Origin of the sequence: Serratia sp. PL17, assembly GCF_017832355.1 — a bacterium.
Classification (GTDB): domain Bacteria; phylum Pseudomonadota; class Gammaproteobacteria; order Enterobacterales; family Enterobacteriaceae; genus Serratia.
The window spans coordinates 191,498-208,134 of record NZ_JAFIBY010000010.1; the positions used below are offsets into that span (position 1 = coordinate 191,498).

General features: G+C 52.2%; 17 protein-coding genes. 9 read left to right on the forward strand and 8 right to left on the reverse strand.

What is annotated here, in order from left to right; genetic code table 11:
• Positions 1-249 precede the first annotated feature (249 nt).
• From cadB to JOE25_RS24310, 5 genes are all read left to right on the forward strand, one after another.
• Positions 250-1,593: a cadaverine/lysine antiporter gene (cadB, locus tag JOE25_RS24290; protein WP_209639909.1), complete on the forward strand. Its 1,344-nt coding sequence runs from the start codon at positions 250-252 to the stop codon at positions 1,591-1,593.
• 87 nt (positions 1,594-1,680) lie between these two features.
• On the forward strand, positions 1,681-3,822 hold the full coding sequence (gene cadA / locus JOE25_RS24295; protein ID WP_209639912.1) for a lysine decarboxylase CadA: 2,142 nt from the start codon (positions 1,681-1,683) through the stop codon (positions 3,820-3,822).
• Positions 3,823-3,886: 64 nt separating this feature from the next.
• The gene (gene dtpD, locus JOE25_RS24300; RefSeq protein WP_209639915.1) at positions 3,887-5,335 is read left to right on the forward strand and encodes a dipeptide permease DtpD; all 1,449 of its coding nucleotides are present in this window, start codon (positions 3,887-3,889) and stop codon (positions 5,333-5,335) included.
• 56 nt (positions 5,336-5,391) lie between these two features.
• On the forward strand, positions 5,392-6,702 hold the full coding sequence (tilS, locus tag JOE25_RS24305) for a tRNA lysidine(34) synthetase TilS (RefSeq protein ID WP_209639918.1): 1,311 nt from the start codon (positions 5,392-5,394) through the stop codon (positions 6,700-6,702).
• Positions 6,703-6,841: 139 nt separating this feature from the next.
• Positions 6,842-7,159, forward strand: coding sequence for a cytochrome c (locus JOE25_RS24310; protein WP_209639922.1), 318 nt, complete (start codon positions 6,842-6,844; stop codon positions 7,157-7,159).
• Between the two features lie 63 nt (positions 7,160-7,222).
• On the opposite strand, the gene rof is transcribed toward JOE25_RS24310, so the two are convergent.
• Both rof and JOE25_RS24320 read right to left on the reverse strand, forming a co-directional pair.
• Complete coding sequence (rof, locus tag JOE25_RS24315) at positions 7,223-7,480, reverse strand: Rho-binding antiterminator (RefSeq protein ID WP_004952197.1); 258 nt, start codon at positions 7,478-7,480, stop codon at positions 7,223-7,225.
• A complete protein-coding gene (locus JOE25_RS24320; RefSeq protein WP_037426441.1) occupies positions 7,473-7,673 on the reverse strand; it encodes a YaeP family protein in 201 nt (66 codons plus the stop codon). Before JOE25_RS24320 ends, rof begins: the two co-directional genes overlap by 8 nt.
• 213 nt (positions 7,674-7,886) lie before the next feature.
• On the opposite strand from JOE25_RS24320, the gene JOE25_RS24325 reads away from it, so the two are divergent.
• The 3 genes from JOE25_RS24325 to nlpE all read left to right on the forward strand — a co-directional run bounded on the left by JOE25_RS24325 (position 7,887) and on the right by nlpE (position 9,689).
• Positions 7,887-8,435: a YaeQ family protein gene (locus tag JOE25_RS24325; RefSeq protein WP_209639924.1), complete on the forward strand. Its 549-nt coding sequence runs from the start codon at positions 7,887-7,889 to the stop codon at positions 8,433-8,435.
• 3 nt (positions 8,436-8,438) lie between these two features.
• The gene (gene arfB, locus JOE25_RS24330; protein WP_037426459.1) at positions 8,439-8,852 is read left to right on the forward strand and encodes an alternative ribosome rescue aminoacyl-tRNA hydrolase ArfB; all 414 of its coding nucleotides are present in this window, start codon (positions 8,439-8,441) and stop codon (positions 8,850-8,852) included.
• Positions 8,853-9,005: 153 nt separating this feature from the next.
• The gene (nlpE, locus tag JOE25_RS24335) at positions 9,006-9,689 is read left to right on the forward strand and encodes an envelope stress response activation lipoprotein NlpE (RefSeq protein ID WP_037426436.1); all 684 of its coding nucleotides are present in this window, start codon (positions 9,006-9,008) and stop codon (positions 9,687-9,689) included.
• Between the two features lie 52 nt (positions 9,690-9,741).
• Here nlpE and proS read toward each other — a convergent pair whose 3' ends face one another.
• From proS to metN, 6 genes are all read right to left on the reverse strand, one after another.
• A complete protein-coding gene (gene proS / locus JOE25_RS24340) occupies positions 9,742-11,460 on the reverse strand; it encodes a proline--tRNA ligase (protein ID WP_209639927.1) in 1,719 nt (572 codons plus the stop codon).
• Between the two features lie 111 nt (positions 11,461-11,571).
• Positions 11,572-12,279 carry a tRNA (N6-threonylcarbamoyladenosine(37)-N6)-methyltransferase TrmO gene (gene tsaA, locus JOE25_RS24345; protein WP_209639930.1) on the reverse strand — a complete coding sequence of 236 codons (708 nt, stop codon included), beginning with the start codon at positions 12,277-12,279 and terminating at the stop codon, positions 11,572-11,574.
• Positions 12,276-12,680, reverse strand: coding sequence for an Rcs stress response system protein RcsF (gene rcsF / locus JOE25_RS24350; protein WP_209639933.1), 405 nt, complete (start codon positions 12,678-12,680; stop codon positions 12,276-12,278). Before rcsF ends, tsaA begins: the two co-directional genes overlap by 4 nt.
• A gap of 266 nt (positions 12,681-12,946) precedes the next feature.
• Entirely contained in the window at positions 12,947-13,762 is an 816-nt protein-coding gene (locus tag JOE25_RS24355) for a MetQ/NlpA family lipoprotein (protein WP_037426426.1), read from the reverse strand.
• Between the two features lie 174 nt (positions 13,763-13,936).
• Positions 13,937-14,590, reverse strand: coding sequence for a methionine ABC transporter permease MetI (locus JOE25_RS24360; RefSeq protein WP_012146460.1), 654 nt, complete (start codon positions 14,588-14,590; stop codon positions 13,937-13,939).
• Entirely contained in the window at positions 14,583-15,614 is a 1,032-nt protein-coding gene (gene metN, locus JOE25_RS24365; protein ID WP_209639936.1) for a methionine ABC transporter ATP-binding protein MetN, read from the reverse strand. Before metN ends, JOE25_RS24360 begins: the two co-directional genes overlap by 8 nt.
• Positions 15,615-15,801: 187 nt before the next feature.
• Between metN and gmhB the strand changes: the two genes are divergently transcribed.
• Positions 15,802-16,365 (forward strand): D-glycero-beta-D-manno-heptose 1,7-bisphosphate 7-phosphatase, encoded by a 564-nt coding sequence (gene gmhB / locus JOE25_RS24370; RefSeq protein ID WP_209639939.1) that lies wholly within the window; start codon positions 15,802-15,804, stop codon positions 16,363-16,365.
• Positions 16,366-16,637 lie beyond the last annotated feature (272 nt).

The following is a 16,637-nucleotide window of genomic DNA, read 5'->3' on the forward strand; positions in this document are numbered from 1 at the left end:
TGTTATCGGATAACAAAGCTACTTGCATGTTTTAATTGAAAGTTTATCTTTTCTTGAGCATGTGTTTATCTCTTGATGTGTTAATGGAAAACCTCAATTTATCATTTGTATGATCATGAGCGTAATATCACTTTATCTTTAGGACTTTATTCCCGCCTGTCATTAGCATCCTGATTATCAAGTCGGGTCATTAGCAAAATTGCATAACGATCAAGACTTATAAGAAATCAAAATCAGGAGAAACTGACCATGGCTTCATCCAAGAAAATAGGGCTTATTGCCTGCACCGGCGTGGTCGCCGGTAATATGATGGGGAGCGGTATTGCTTTATTGCCCGCGAACCTGGCAAGTCTCGGTTCTATCGCTATCTGGGGGTGGATAATTTCCATTATTGGCGCGATGTCACTGGCTTATGTGTATGCGCGTCTGGCCACTAAAAATCCTCAGCAGGGCGGTCCTATTGCTTACGCGGGTGAAATTTCACCGGCATTTGGTTTCCAGACCGGCGTGCTTTATTACCATGCTAACTGGATCGGTAATTTGGCTATCGGCATTACCGCAGTTTCTTACCTCTCTACCTTCTTCCCTGCATTGAATAACCCGGTACCTGCAGGTATTGCCTGCATTGCTATCGTGTGGGTGTTTACCTTTATTAACCTTCTCGGCGGTTCTTGGGTCAGTCGTTTGACGACGCTGGGTTTGGTATTGGTGTTGATTCCGGTGGTTGTTACCGCTACTGCGGGTTGGCATTGGTTTGATGCTGCCACCTATCACGCTAACTGGAACACCTCCGGGACAACGGACATGCATGCCGTCGTCAAAAGTATCCTGTTGTGCCTGTGGGCGTTTATCGGCGTAGAGTCTGCCGCCGTGAGCACCGGCATGGTAAAAAACCCGAAACGTACCGTGCCACTGGCAACCATGCTGGGTACTGCACTGGCTGGGATTATCTATGTCGCTGCAACTCAGGTGATGAGCGGTATGTACCCTGCTTCTGAGATGGCGGCTTCCGGCGCACCATTCGCCATCAGCGCCTCTACCATTATGGGCAGTTGGGCCGCACCAATGGTTTCTGCCTTCACCGCCTTTGCCTGCCTGACATCTCTGGGGTCGTGGATGATGCTGGTTGGCCAGGCTGGGGTACGTGCTGCCAACGACGGTAACTTCCCGAAAGTGTATGGCGAAATGGATAAAAACGGCATTCCTAAAAAAGGCCTGCTGTTGGCAAGCTGCAAAATGACCGCGCTGATGGTGCTGATTACTGCCATGAGTTCCGGTGGCGGTAAAGCTTCCGATCTGTTCGGGATGTTGACCGGTATTGCGGTGCTGCTGACCATGCTGCCGTACTTCTACTCTTGCGTAGACCTGATCCGCTTTGAAGGCGTCAATATACGTAACCTGCTGAGCCTGATTGCATCGATTCTGGGTTGTGGTTTCTGCTTCATCGCGCTGATGGGGGCTGACTCGTTCGAACTGTCCGGTACCTTCATCATCAGCCTGATCATTCTGATGTTCTATGCCCGCAAAATGAATACTCGCCAGACGGCCAAAGCCGTCGCTATCGACAGCAACACACCGGCTAAAGCGCACTAAGTACGCACTGACCCACCTCTAATTCAGCCCCTTGCAACAATTGCCATCCGCGATGGCAAGGGGCTCGCATTACCTGGAGAAATGATTATGAACGTTATTGCTATCATGAACCACATGGGTGTTTACTTCAAAGAAGAGCCCATCCGCGAACTGCACAACGCGTTAGAAAAACTGAATTTTCGTATCGTTTATCCGAACGATCGCGAAGACCTGCTCAAACTGATCGAGAACAATGCTCGGCTGTGTGGGGTCATCTTCGACTGGGATAAATACAACCTTGAGTTATGTGAAGAAATCAGCCAGCTGAATGAGTACATGCCGCTGTATGCATTTGCCAATAGCTATTCAACGCTGGATGTCAGCCTGAACGATTTACGCATGCAGGTGCGTTTCTTCGAGTATGCCTTGGGTGCCGCTAACGACATTGCTGACAAGATTAAACAAAACACCGATGAGTACGTCGATACCATTTTGCCTCCGCTGACCAAGGCGCTGTTCAAGTACGTGCGTGAAGGCAAATACACCTTCTGTACGCCTGGCCATATGGGCGGGACTGCTTTCCAGAAAAGCCCGGTGGGGAGTTTGTTCTATGATTTCTTTGGCCCGAACGCGATGAAATCCGACGTGTCGATTTCAGTCTCTGAACTGGGATCGCTGCTGGACCATTCCGGCCCGCATAAAGAAGCTGAAGAGTATATTGCTCGCGTATTCAACGCTGAACGCAGCTACATGGTGACTAACGGGACGTCTACCGCCAACAAAATTGTTGGTATGTACTCCGCACCTGCTGGAAGCACCGTACTGATAGACCGTAACTGCCATAAATCGCTGACCCATCTGATGATGATGAGCGACATTACGCCGATCTATTTCCGACCAACCCGTAATGCCTACGGCATCCTTGGCGGTATTCCGCAGAGCGAGTTTACCCGTGCCACTATCGCCAAACGGGTAAAAGAAACGCCAAACGCCACCTGGCCTGCACATGCGGTTATCACGAACTCGACTTACGACGGTTTGCTGTACAACACCGACTTCATTAAGAACACGCTGGATGTGAAATCTATCCACTTTGACTCTGCCTGGGTGCCTTACACCAATTTCCACCCGATTTACAAAGGCAAATGCGGCATGAGCGGTGGGCGTGTGGAAGGGAAGGTGATTTATGAAACACAATCTACCCATAAACTGCTGGCGGCATTCTCACAGGCTTCAATGATCCATGTGAAAGGTGACATTAACGAAGAAACCTTCAATGAAGCATACATGATGCACACCACCACTTCACCGCACTATGGCATCGTGGCCTCTACCGAAACCGCAGCAGCAATGATGAAGGGCAATGCCGGTAAGCGCCTGATCAACGGTTCCATTGAGCGCGCTATCAAGTTCCGTAAAGAAATCAAACGCCTGAATGTAGAATCTGAAGGCTGGTTCTTTGATGTTTGGCAGCCAGAACACATCGACGAAGCGGAATGCTGGCCACTGCGTTCCGACAGTGCTTGGCATGGTTTCAAAGGCATTGATAACGAACATATGTACCTCGACCCAATCAAGGTCACCATGTTGACACCGGGGATGAGCAAAGATGGCCAAATGGAATCGTTTGGTATTCCTGCCAGCCTGGTGGCGAAATACCTTGATGAGCACGGCATCATTGTTGAGAAAACCGGTCCATATAACCTGTTGTTCTTGTTCAGCATCGGTATCGACAAAACCAAAGCTCTGAGTCTGTTGCGCGGTCTGACTGACTTCAAACGCTCGTTCGATCTGAACCTGCGGGTGAAAAACATGCTGCCTTCGCTGTACAAAGAAGCCCCAGAATTCTATGAAAACATGCGGATCCAGGAGCTGGCTCAGAATATCCACAACCTGGTGAAACAGCATAACCTGCCGGACCTGATGTACCGCGCCTTTGAAGTGTTGCCAACCATGGTGATGAACCCGTTCAAAGCCTTCCAGAAGGAACTGCACGGCGAAGTAGAAGAGGTCTATTTGGAGGAAATGGTCGGCAAAGTGAATGCCAACATGATCCTGCCATATCCTCCGGGTGTTCCATTGGTTATGCCGGGTGAAATGCTGACGGAGGAAAGCCGTCCGGTGCTGGAGTTCCTGCAAATGCTGTGCGAAATCGGCGCGCATTACCCAGGCTTTGAAACTGATATCCACGGCGCGTACCGCCAGGCGGATGGACGTTACACCGTTAAAGTATTGAAAAACGATAAATAAGTGTAATAACAGGGGAGGCGTTCGCGCTTCCCCTTTGTCGTTCAACGACTGATGGGAGAAAACCATGAAAACACCCTCACAGCCGCGCGCAATCTACTATGTCGTAGCAATACAAATTTGGGAATATTTCAGCTTTTACGGCATGCGTGCGTTACTTATTCTCTATCTGACCCACCAACTTGGTTATTCCGACAGCCGCGCCATTAGCCTTTATAGCGCCTATGCTTCCCTAGTTTACGTTACGCCGATTCTTGGCGGCTTGCTTGCCGATCGCCTGCTTGGCAACCGTGTCGCCGTCATTGCCGGCGCGGTGCTGATGACCCTGGGCCATATCGTACTCGGGCTGAGCGCCGTCTCAACACATTCACTCTATCTGGCATTGGCGATCATCATCTGCGGCTATGGCCTGTTTAAATCCAATATCAGTTGCTTGCTGGGTGAGCTGTATCAACCGCAGGATACGCGCCGTGAAGGGGGCTTCTCTCTGCTGTATGCCGCCGGTAACGTCGGCTCGATTCTGGCGCCGATCGCCTGTGGGTTGGCGGCGGAACGCTACGGGTGGCATGTAGGCTTTGCGCTTGCGGGTATCGGCATGTTGGCAGGGTTAACGATTTTCCTGTGCGGTAGCCGCCACTTTCGCCATACGCGTGGCGTGGATCCCGCTCAAATGTCAGCTACCACGTTACGGGTTCCAAACTGGGTATGGCTGAGCGTCATGCTGCTGTTGGCTCCGTTGTTTTTCACCGCGTTGTTCATTTACGATTTGGCCGGACAATTACTGATGCTGGTGTGTGCTGCTGCCGTCGTGATGGTGATGCGGATCATGGCCCGGGCCACGGCGATACAGCGGCGCGGGTTGTGGCAGATTGTCACGTTGATGCTGTTGGGGACCTTATTCTGGGCTTTCGCCCAGCAAGGCGGCAGCTCCATTAGCTTATTTATCGACCACTATGTCGATCGCCAATGGTTCTCTTGGTCAGTACCGACCGCATTGTTCCAGTCGGTGAATGCTTTTGCCGTCATGTTTGGCGGTGTGATGCTGGCCTGGCTGGCAAGAGGAAATGGCAGCGGGAGCCGAACTCTGCGTATCTGGGGAAAATTCGCCTTCGGTTTGTTGCTGATTGGCGTGGGTTTTACCCTGATGGCACTGAACGCCCGTTACGGGCAAGGATCGATGGCGTTAATGATCGCCGGGCTTTCGGTTATGGGGCTCGCCGAACTGTTTATCGACCCTGTCGCGATGGCGCAAATTACGCGTCTGAATATTCCCGGCGCCACCGGGGTGCTGACCGGCATCTATATGCTGACCACCGGTTCGATAGCCAATTACCTGGCGGGCATTATCGCCGGCCAGACCGCTGACGACCCGGCAACAGGCGCGACAGCGCAAGCTTATGTCCACCTGTTTGCTCAAATTGGCTGGTGGGCGATGGGGTGCACTGCGGCAGTGGTTGCGGTGTTGGCCATGTGGTGGTTATTGGCGGGGCGGCATATCCGAGCGGTTAATGCTTGATTGATGGTATGACGGGGGTTAACGTGCAGCTATCTGGACGTCATTAAGCCTAATCAATGAAGAGTAATCAATTATCTGCACAGCTTGCCCGCCAATTGGGTGCAAACCGGCATCTGCTGGTGGCATTCAGCGGCGGGTTGGACTCCACCGTGCTGCTGCACCTGCTGGCTATGTTACGGCTGCAATTGCCGGAATTGCAGTTACGTGCGGTGCACGTACATCATGGCCTGAGTACTTTTGCCGATCGGTGGGCAGCGCATTGCCAGCAGCTATGCGCTGCCTGGCGATTGCCGCTGGTGGTTCAGCACGTGCAGGTTGACGGCAGCCAAGGCGGCATTGAAGCCGCCGCCCGAGCCGCGCGCTATGCGGCCTTCGCCAGCACGCTGGAGGCCGGTGAGGTCTTGCTTACCGCACAGCATCTTGATGACCAATGTGAAACCTTCCTGCTGGCGTTAAAACGTGGCAGTGGCCCGGCGGGCCTGTCGGCGATGGCTGCAGAGGCAACGCGGGGGGATCATAGTTTGCTGCGCCCGTTGTTGGGGATTTCACGCCAACAGTTGGAAGCCTACGCGCAGCAGCATAAACTCACCTGGATTGACGACGACAGCAATCAGAACCCGCGCTTTGACCGTAATTTCCTGCGTCTTCAGGTGTTGCCGCTGCTGAATCAGCGCTGGCCGCATTTTGCAGCCGCAACGGCGCGTAGCGCCAGCTTGTGTGCCGAGCAAGAGCAGTTGCTGGACGAGTTATTGGCAGAGCAACTGCACGCGTTGATGGATGAAGACAATGCGCTGGCTATTGAGGGTTTACTGGCGTGTTCAGCAGCCCGGCGTTTTGCTGTGTTACGCCGTTGGATTGCGTCATTCGACGTTACCATGCCCTCACGTGAACAGCTGCAACGGCTATGGGAAGAGGTCGCACTCAGCCGCGACGATGCCGAACCGCAACTGCAACTGCGGCAATATCAGATCCGCCGTTTCCGCCGGCGTTTATACCTGTTGCCGCTAATGGCCGATCTGCGGGATCTCAGCCTAAATTGGTCATTGGCAGAGCCACTCACATTGCCGGACGGATTAGGCACGTTGGTCAGTGGGGAGGGGGATATTTGCCTGCGGGCGCCACAGCCACAACAAAAAGTGAGCATACGTTTTGCTGCCCAAGGTAAACTCCGCATTCTTGGTAGAACGCATTCCCGGCCGATCAAAAAATTGTGGCAAGAGTTGGGGATTCCTCCCTGGCAGCGTGAGCGTATCCCGATGGTCTATTATGATGATCAACTTATCGCTGCGCTGGGGGTTTTTGTCTGCGAGGACGGTCAAATACCCGAAGGGCAACAGCCCCTGCGGTTGCACTGGCATAAAAAATAATAAGAGACCCAACCTACCTGACGTTGTCTTTTTGTTGGCAACCTGTATTTGCTCCAGTCACGTACGATTTGTACGTCCAGGGGGCGTTTGGTTGCCACCTCGATGCAACGCCAATGGTTTTGGGCATAGCGAAGGAGCAATGATGAAATTTGTGAGCGCAGTGGCGGTGATGTTGGGGTTGTGCAGCCTGCCAGCGATGGCTGCGGGCGATGCGGCGGCGGGTAAGGATAAATCTGCCAGTTGTATGGCGTGCCACGGTGCGGAAGGGAAGGTCTCCGTGCCCATGTACCCGAACCTGGCCGGGCAAAACGCCATGTATCTGGAGCATGCATTGCAGGCGTATAAAAAAGGCGAGCGTAATGGGGGGCAGGCAGAAGTGATGAAGGCCTACGTTTCAGCGCTGTCTGATGATGATATTGCCGATCTGGCGGCCTACTATGCCAGTCTTAAACCCTAGCAGAAGCCATAAAAGACGAGGGCAGCCGTTGGGCTGCCCTGTTGGGATGGCGTTACCGTTTAATCAGTCAGACAGGCTGACGACCACGGTACCGATTTCCGGATGACTGAAACTGAGGATATGATCCAGACGCAAGCTGAGAGCATTGCCGGCCTGATCGATAATCAGATACTCAACGCCCTTGGTAAACTTCAGCTCGGTGGCCTTGCCTTCGAGTTTTTCTCCGTCGCGTAACTCCAGCTTCAGAATGTAGTTATGCTGACAGGCGAGTTCCAGGCTTTCATAGTCATCGCAATTGATGGATTGGTACTCATCATTCATCAACATAGTCGCTCACCAATAAGTTAGCGGCGGCAAAGGCCGCCTGTTCCCTAACGGAGGACGGTAGCGCGTTATTCGCAGCAACTTCGTCCAATGCCTTTAATACACATGCTAACGCATCAGGCACGTAGCCGAGATCACCACTGCCGATCTCAGCGTAAAAACGGCGTACTAACTCACAGTATTGTTGCACAGTTTCCTCCCTTAAGAACCTCTGCGTCATCGAAGCCCTACAGCGATGAGGCGCAGGCTCTCGGAGCTTGACTCTATCCTAGACGACTATAGCACAGCTATTGTGGAGTTATTAGCACCTCCGCATGGCTTTCGTGCCGTGCTTTTCCCGGCCGCGCTGGCAGCAGTTAGGCCAAATCTAGTACACTGTCGCCTTATAATTATGAGGTCACCCATGGCGCTGAAAGCTACAATTTATAAAGCCACGGTCAATATCGCTGATATGGATCGTCACTTCTACCACGACGCCACGCTCACCTTGGCCCAGCATCCTTCCGAAACTGAACAGCGCATGATGCTGCGTTTGCTGGCTTGGATCTGCCACGCGGATGAGCGTTTGGTATTTACTAAAGGCCTGAGCGCTGACGATGAGCCGGAAATCTGGCAGCGGAACGACCATAACGGGCTGGAAATGTGGATCGAAATGGGATTGCCTGATGAAAAGCGGATCAAGAAAGCCTGCAATCAGTCACCGCGGGTCGTGTTGTATGCTTACGGTGAACGCGCCGGCCATGTGTGGTGGCAGTCGATGCAGAGTAAGGTGGCAAACCACAAAAACCTAAGCATCCGTTTTCTGGATGATGAACAATTGGGCAAATTGGCCGCGCTGGCCAGTCGAAATATGACGCTACAGGCTACGCTGCAAGAGGGAACTATCTGGCTTTCTGATGTTCAGAATAGTCTGGAAATCCAGTTTGCCGAGTGGCAACAGGCACAGGTGTGATTGGTGTTAGAACTGTCAAGAAACGTAGCCATACCGGATAACGAGCTGGAATTAACGGCGATCCGTGCACAGGGTGCGGGTGGTCAGCACGTGAACAAAACCTCAACGGCTATCCATTTGCGCTTTGACATCCGGGCATCCAGCCTGCCAGAGTATTACAAGGAAAGATTGCTGGCCCTGAATAATCATTTAATTACCGCTGATGGCGTCGTGATTATTAAAGCGCAGGAATATCGCAGCCAGGAATTAAACCGCGAGTCGGCGCTGGCCAGGTTGGTCGCGCTAATTCAGCAGGCGATGGTGGTGGAAAAGGCGCGCAAAGCGACCAAGCCCACGAAAGGATCAAAATTACGCCGGCTGGAAGGCAAGGTACGTAAAGGCGCAACTAAAGCGCTGCGCGGTAAGATCCGCACTTAAGGATACATACACCCAATATAATTGGCGTTGCACCGAGTCGGCCAGTGAACGAATTCGAATGCGCTTGCGTGGTAAGTGATTCGGATAAGGGAGCACTGGCAACTCAGAGGCAGCGGCAAGAATAAAGGATATAAACACAGTAGGAGAATAACTGTGAAGAAAATAACACTGGCCTTGTTTTTAGCGGCAGGGGCACTTTCGTTACTGGGATGTAATAACCACTACCAGCCGAAAGAACAACCACTTCAGGCGATGCAACAAAGCTACCAAGGCATTCTGCCTTGCGCTGATTGTGGTGGCCTGGATACCTCGTTGTTCCTGGATAAAGATGGCACTTTCGTGTTGCAGGAAACTTACCGCGGTACCAAAGATGGCGATCAAACCTTTGCTGATTACGGCAAGTGGGCGCGTACAGCGGATAAGTTGGTGCTGACTGACAGCCGTGGTGATAAACGCTATTTCCGTCCGGTTGGTAAAAGCCTGGAAATGCTGGATCAAACCGGTGCTGTGATTGAGTCTCAGCTGAATTACCGTCTCGATCCCGTAGAGAAGGCACTGCCTAAGACACCGATGTCGCTGAAAGGCAGTTACACTTACATGGCAGATGCGGCAGTATTTAAAGACTGCGCCACAGGCCAGACTTTCCCGGTTGATAATACTATCGCCCTGGAGCAAGGTTATGCCAAAGCCTATAAAACCCCGGGTGAGCCGGTGTTCCTGACCCTGAATGGTCACTTCAGCGTTCAGCCTTCAATGGAAGATGGCTTAACGGAGAAAGCGCTGGTGCCTGACGGCAAAATTGCTTTCGACCGCAGCAAAAATTGCGACAGTAAATAAGCGTCATAAAAAAACCCGCCTCGGCGGGTTTTTTGTTTTCAGCTGTCGCGGATTAGCGCGTGATCTGGCCTAACAGGAAATCAACGATTTCACCGGTTTTGATCATGCGTTTCTCGCCGACGCGGCGGTTTTTGTACTCAATCTCTTCGGTGTCGAGGTTACGATCGCCGATAACAATAGAGTGCGGTACGCCAATCAGTTCCATATCAGCAAACATCACGCCTGGACGCTCTTTACGGTCATCGAGGATCACGTCGATGCCGTGTGAACGCAGGGAGTTGTACAGATCTTCCGCCAGTGCTTGCACGCGGAAAGATTTGTGCATGTTCATTGGCAGAATCGCCACCTGGAATGGAGCGATAGCATCTGGCCAGATGATGCCGCGTTCGTCATGGTTCTGCTCGATAGCCGCAGCCACAACACGGGTCACCCCGATGCCGTAACAACCCATGGTCAGCACTTGGTTACGACCGTCTTCACCCTGAACCGTGGCTTTCATCGCTTCAGAGTATTTGGTACCGAGCTGGAAGATATGGCCCACTTCGATACCGCGTTTGATCAACAGCGTACCTTTACCGTCCGGGCTGGCATCGCCTTCCACAACGTTACGGATATCGGCAACCTGTGGCAGCGGCAGATCGCGCTCCCAGTTGATACCGAAGTAGTGTTTACCGTCGATGTTGGCACCGGCACCAAAATCACTCATTGCCGCTACGCTGCGATCGGCCACGACAGGAACCTGCAGATTAACTGGGCCAAGAGAACCAGGGCCAGCGCCGATGATGGCGCGGATTTCTTCTTCGGTGGCGAAGACCAACGGAGCAGCAACCTGCGGCAGTTTTTCGGCTTTAATTTCGTTCAGTTCATGATCGCCGCGAACCAGCAGGGCAACCAACTTGTTGCCGCTTTCTTCTTTAGCACGCACCAGCAGCGTTTTGACGGTTTTCTCAACCGGCAAATTGAATTGCTCTACCAGCTCGGCAATAGTTTTGGCGTTTGGCGTATCCACAATGCGCAGTTCTTCACTGGCAGCAGCACGCGGCTCCGCAGGGGCAACGGCTTCGGCCAGTTCAATGTTGGCGGCAAAGTCGGACCCGGTGGAAAACACAATGTCGTCTTCACCGCTGTCAGCCAGCACCTGGAACTCGTGTGATGCGCTACCGCCAATAGAACCGGTATCGGCATGTACCGGACGGAAGTCCAGGCCCATGCGGCTGAAAATTTTGCTGTAGGCTTCGTACATCGCATCGTAGGTCGCTTGCAGCGATTCCTGCGTGGTGTGGAACGAATACGCGTCCTTCATCAGGAATTCGCGAGAGCGCATCACACCAAAACGTGGGCGCACTTCATCACGGAACTTGGTCTGAATCTGGAAGAAGTTCAGCGGCAGCTGCTTGTAAGAGCTGATCTCATTACGGATCAGATCGGTGATCACTTCTTCGTGCGTTGGACCCAGTACGAACGGGCGCTCGCCGCGATCGACAAAACGCAACAGTTCAGGACCGTACTGTTCCCAACGGCCACTTTCCTGCCACAAGTCGGCAGGCTGTACCACCGGCATACATACTTCGATCGCGTTAGCATTGTTCATTTCTTCGCGAACGATGTTTTCAACCTTTTTCAGAACGCGCAGACCGGTTGGCAACCAGGTATAAAGACCCGAGGCCAGTTTGCGAATCATCCCGGCGCGCAGCATCAGCTGGTGGCTGATCACTTCGGCATCGGCAGGTGTCTCCTTCAGGGTGGAGAGCAGATATTGGCTAGTACGCATGGTGTTTTGGTTCCGTTAGAACTGCAAATTGCATTGGGTAGCCACAGTGGCGGCCAAAAGTGGTTTAGTTTACCAGTGCAAGCGGGTTGTCAAAAGAGAGACGATGGATTTTTAACGCAGGTCGAGAGACAGCACCTCGGTTTGTTGATCCACGACCCGCCAGCGTACGTTGAAATCCAGTAACCAGACCGCGTAATCCCGTTCCACTTCTTGCCCCTTACGGTAGGCTGGACGTGGATCTTGAGCCAGAACCTGAGTGATAAAGCGCCGTAACTGCGGGTAGCGTGTTTGATGTTGCTGTAGCTGCTGTTCCGCTTCAGGGGCAAAAAACACGGGCATATCACCGGCTGGCGCTGACTGAGCAAATCCGGCACGCGCCTGTGGCTGGCTTTCGGCAAAGGGCAGGTAGGGTTTGATATCCACCACTGGCGTACCATCAACCAGATCGAGGCTGCCCAACTCAAGCACGACGTCGCTGCCCTGAGTACGCACATTTTTTAATTCAATCAGCGACATACCGAGCGGGTTCGGACGGAAAGTCGAACGGGTCGCGAATACTCCCATCCGGGCATTGCCGCCGAGGCGGGGTGGGCGGACGGTTGGCCGCCAGCCGCCTTCCATGGTTTGATGGAAAATAAACATCACCCAAAGATGGCTGAACTCACTGAGACCGCGTACTGCTTCCGCCTGATTATAGGGCGGCAGCAGCACTAACTCACCGCCACCATCTTCCACCAACCCCGGTTGACGGGGTACGGCGAATTTTTCTTTATACGGTGAACGGATGGTTCCGATCTGATTGAAAACAAACTCGGTCATTTGGACGAAACGTTAAGCGCTGAGCCTTGGCAAATGGCCTGTTGGTAACAGCCGGCAACGCCACTGACAATTTGGCAGTCGTGCAATAGCACGGCATTTGCTTTCATATAAGAAGCGCGGATTTGCATGCGTTTACGGGCTGTCGCCAGATTAGGTGGAGAATCCTGCACCGTCGTTTGGCAAGACTCGCCGGAAACTTCACCCAGATCGCGGAATGGCTTACCGACTAACTCTTCTGCACTTTTATACAGTTTAACCGGCGCGGGACGTGCCGCCGAGGTCGTTTTCGTTGGCGTTGTTGCTACCGGTTTGCTGGTGCTGTTTGTTGAGGGGGGCGCGAAACGCTGCGACGAACACCCTGCTAGCGCAAGCGCTAACAAACAGAGAGGTAAAGCACGCATTGAGATTCCTCTGCCTTGATGGAATATAGAAGTGGCGCTATTGAAGCAATCTATCGTGGAAATAACAAGACGGGCCGGAGCCCGTCTAGATTTCTGACAAACACCCGAAAAACGTGGTTTTCGGATGTTTGGGGTAATGTAGAAAATATAATCCTTTGTTTTTATTAGTACTAAATGACTGCATCAGTCGCAAAGGATTTGATTAACAGTGTCAGACGGGCCGAAGCCCGTCTTGCAATTATAGGAATAAAATCGGTAATGAATAATTACCAACCTTTAACTGCACCACCGTTAAAGATCTTGTTGGCCGCTTCGTTCACTTCGTCAGATTGGTAAGCCTGAACGAATTTCTTCACGTTTTCCGCGTCTTTGTTATCTTCGCGGGCAACCAGCAGGTTCACATACGGCGAGTCTTTGCCTTCAACGAACAGGCCGTCTTTCGCTGGGGTCAGGCCAATCTGGCTGGCGTAAGTGGTATTGATTACCGCCAGTGCGATTTGCTGATCATCGAGTGAACGTGGCAACTGTGGTGCTTCCAGCTCGACCAGCTTCAGGTTTTTCGGGTTCTCAGTTACGTCCAGCACGGTCGGCAGCAGGCCAACACCGTCTTTCAGTTTGATCAGGTTAACCTTCTGCAGCAGCAGCAGGGAACGGCCCAGGTTCGTTGGGTCATTAGGCAAGGCAACCTGAGAACCGTCTTTCAGTTCGTCCAGAGATTTGATTTTCTTGGAGTAACCGGCAATCGGATAAACGAAGGTATTGCCGACTGCGACCAGTTTGTAGCCGCGATCCTTGATTTGCTGGTCCAGATAAGGTTTGTGCTGGAAGGCGTTCAGATCGATGTCACCTTTGCTCAGCGCTTCGTTTGGCAGCACGTAGTCATTGAACGTTACCAGCTCGACGTCCAGACCGTATTTCTCTTTCGCCACTTTTTGCGCGATTTCGGCGACCTGCTGTTCAGCACCGACAATGACGCCGACTTTAATATGGTTCGGATCTTTTTCTTCTTGACCACAGCCTACCAGAGCCAGAGTACCGATCAGTGCGCCGATTGCTGCGATGGATTTAAATTTTAACGACATATCCCTTCCTCATTAGACTCGCATTTGAAATACGCTTTACCCTTTATCTTTCAAAGCCCAGCGTTGTTGGCTGTGTACGCTCACCCCAATTACTGTTCATGGGGACTCGCTTACTTGCCGACTGGCCAGGTTCTGAAATCTATCGGGTAGATATCAGCGCAGTTGCTGTAAAAACTACTTATGGGTGACGGCCTTGACGATCCGGTCACCGAAGAACTGAATCAGATAAACCAGCACCACCAGTAATACTAATACGGTATTCATTACTGTGGCGTTATAACCGATATAACCGTACTGATAACCAATCTGCCCCAGCCCACCTGCGCCAACAGCGCCGCCCATGGCGGAATAACCCACCAGAGTGATCAAGGTAATGGTGGCGGCGTTAACTAAACCCGGCAGGGCTTCTGGCAACAACACCTTTTTAATGATTTGCATCGGGGTTGCGCCCATCGCACGGGCCGCTTCCACCAAGCCAGAGGGGATTTCCAACAGCGCGTTCTCTACCATACGGGCAATAAAGGGGGCAGCGCCTACGGTCAGTGGCACGATGGCCGCTTGCAGGCCAATCGACGTACCGACGATCAAACGAGTAAATGGAATCATCCACACCAACAGAATAATGAAGGGGATGGAACGGAAAACGTTCACTAACCCAGACAGTGTTCTATATAGCGTATTGTTGGCGGCGATTTGCCCCGGACGAGTCACATACAGCAGCACGCCAACCGGCAGGCCGAGTACGAAACCGAAAAAGCCGGAGACAAAGGTCATCATGACGGTTTCCCACACGCCACGAGCCATTAACCACATCATTGCCTCAGACATAACCCAGAACCTCTACTTTTACCTGATTTTCCTGCAGGAACTTAATCGTTGCCAATGCGTCTTCATCACTGCCGTGGAGCTCAGCGAGCATCACGCCAAATTTGACGCCACCGGCATAGTCCATCTGCGCACTGATGATGTTGTTATTCACGTTGAAACGGCGGGCAGCTTCTGACAGCAGCGGCGCATCAACTGACTGGCCGGTGAATTCCAGACGTAATAGTGGCTGACGGCCACCACTGCGTTCAGGCGCCAGGCGCTTGGCATAGTCATCCGGGATATCCAGGTGCAGCGTGGATTGAATGAACTGCTGGGCCAGCGGGGTTTTCGGGTGCGAGAACACTTCGCTGACACTGTCTTTTTCAATGAGTTGGCCCTGGCTGATAACCGCAACCTGATCACAGATGCGTTTTACCACGTCCATTTCATGGGTGATCAGCAAAATAGTCAGACCAAGACGACGGTTAATGTCTTTCAACAGTTCCAGAATTGAACGTGTGGTGGCCGGGTCCAGGGCGCTGGTGGCTTCATCACACAACAGAACTTTAGGTTGGCTTGCCAATGCACGGGCAATTGCCACGCGTTGCTTCTGGCCGCCTGACAGGTTAGCCGGATAGGCATCATGCTTATCTGACAAACCGACCAGTTCCAACAGTTCGGTCACGCGTTTTTTGATTTCAGCGCGCGGGGTGTTATCCAGCTCGAGCGGCAAAGCAACGTTGCCGAACACGGTACGGGAAGACAGCAGGTTAAAGTGTTGGAAAATCATGCCAATCTGACGGCGTGCGCGCGTCAGTTCGCTTTCAGACAGCGACGTCAGATCCTGTCCGTCGACCAGCACCTGGCCCGAGGTTGGGCGCTCAAGCATATTGGCGCAGCGGATCAAGGTACTTTTACCGGCGCCTGATGCACCGATAACGCCATAAATTTGCCCGGCAGGGACGTGAAGAGTCACGTCAGAGAGCGCGTTAATCGTGCGCGAACCCTGCTGGAACACTTTGGTGATGTTAGAAAGTTTAATCATATTCTTCTTATTTTAGCGTGGTTGCCCGTGGCTAGATAAAAGTAAACCTTGGCGTGGACCAAGGTATGACTCAGATGTTAAGGCGTCTAGACGTCTAAGTCAACGATCAACGCTGTTCTCTTCCGTTCTCAGCATTGGGTAAAACATGCGATACTGTGCACGTTTTCAGGCCCTCAGGAGCAAACCGGTGACACAAAGCGTTCCAGCAATTTTCCTCGATCGTGATGGCACGATTAATGTCGACCATGGCTACGTCCATGAAATCGATAATTTCCACTTTATTGATGGCGTGATTGACGCCTGTCGCGAACTTAAAAAGATGGGCTTTGCTTTGGTATTGGTGACTAACCAGTCTGGCATCGCACGCGGTAAGTTCAGCGAAGACCAGTTTATGTACCTGACTGAATGGATGGACTGGTCGTTAGCCGATCGTGATGTTGATCTGGATGGCATCTATTTCTGTCCACATCATCCAGAAGCAGTAATAGAAGAGTTCCGCCAAGTGTGCGATTGCCGCAAGCCTCAACCTGGCATGTTGTTGCAGGCGCAGCAGGAATTGAACATTGATATGGCTGCTTCTTATATGGTTGGCGACAAACTGGAAGATATGCAGGCGGCAATGGCGGCGGGTGTTGGCACAAAAGTACTGGTGCGTACCGGCAAGCCAGTCACTGAAGAAGGCGAGAAACTGGCAGATTGGGTGTTAAACAGCCTGGCAGACCTGCCGGAAGCCATTAAAAAGCGGGTTTAGTAGACGTTATGCATGAATAGTGAGCGGTCAGATAAAAAGTGAATATTAATCCTTGTCATTCTGAGTCGGCTCCCTATAATGCGCCTCCATCGACACGGAACATGTGAACAACTTCACAGAGTCTCCGGGGTTCGAAGAGAAAAAATCCTGAAATTTAGGGGTTGACTCTGAAAGAGGAAAGCGTATTATACGCCACCTCGAGATAGCAAGCTACGGCGGCTAACTCACTGCTCTTTAACAATTTATCAGACAATCTGTGTGGGCACTCCACA

What these genes read in the sequence shown, in the direction of transcription:
- cadB (WP_209639909.1), top strand. Translation starts at nt 250, where the DNA reads ATGGCTTCATCCAAGAAAATAGGGCTTATTGCCTGCACCGGCGTGGTC.
- cadA (WP_209639912.1), top strand. Translation starts at nt 1,681, where the DNA reads ATGAACGTTATTGCTATCATGAACCACATGGGTGTTTACTTCAAAGAA.
- dtpD (WP_209639915.1), top strand. Translation starts at nt 3,887, where the DNA reads ATGAAAACACCCTCACAGCCGCGCGCAATCTACTATGTCGTAGCAATA.
- tilS (WP_209639918.1), top strand. Translation starts at nt 5,392, where the DNA reads ATGAAGAGTAATCAATTATCTGCACAGCTTGCCCGCCAATTGGGTGCA.
- JOE25_RS24310 (WP_209639922.1), top strand. Translation starts at nt 6,842, where the DNA reads ATGATGAAATTTGTGAGCGCAGTGGCGGTGATGTTGGGGTTGTGCAGC.
- rof (WP_004952197.1), bottom strand. Translation starts at nt 7,480, where the DNA reads ATGAATGATGAGTACCAATCCATCAATTGCGATGACTATGAAAGCCTG.
- JOE25_RS24325 (WP_209639924.1), top strand. Translation starts at nt 7,887, where the DNA reads ATGGCGCTGAAAGCTACAATTTATAAAGCCACGGTCAATATCGCTGAT.
- proS (WP_209639927.1), bottom strand. Translation starts at nt 11,460, where the DNA reads ATGCGTACTAGCCAATATCTGCTCTCCACCCTGAAGGAGACACCTGCC.
- tsaA (WP_209639930.1), bottom strand. Translation starts at nt 12,279, where the DNA reads ATGACCGAGTTTGTTTTCAATCAGATCGGAACCATCCGTTCACCGTAT.
- rcsF (WP_209639933.1), bottom strand. Translation starts at nt 12,680, where the DNA reads ATGCGTGCTTTACCTCTCTGTTTGTTAGCGCTTGCGCTAGCAGGGTGT.
- JOE25_RS24355 (WP_037426426.1), bottom strand. Translation starts at nt 13,762, where the DNA reads ATGTCGTTAAAATTTAAATCCATCGCAGCAATCGGCGCACTGATCGGT.
- JOE25_RS24360 (WP_012146460.1), bottom strand. Translation starts at nt 14,590, where the DNA reads ATGTCTGAGGCAATGATGTGGTTAATGGCTCGTGGCGTGTGGGAAACC.
- metN (WP_209639936.1), bottom strand. Translation starts at nt 15,614, where the DNA reads ATGATTAAACTTTCTAACATCACCAAAGTGTTCCAGCAGGGTTCGCGC.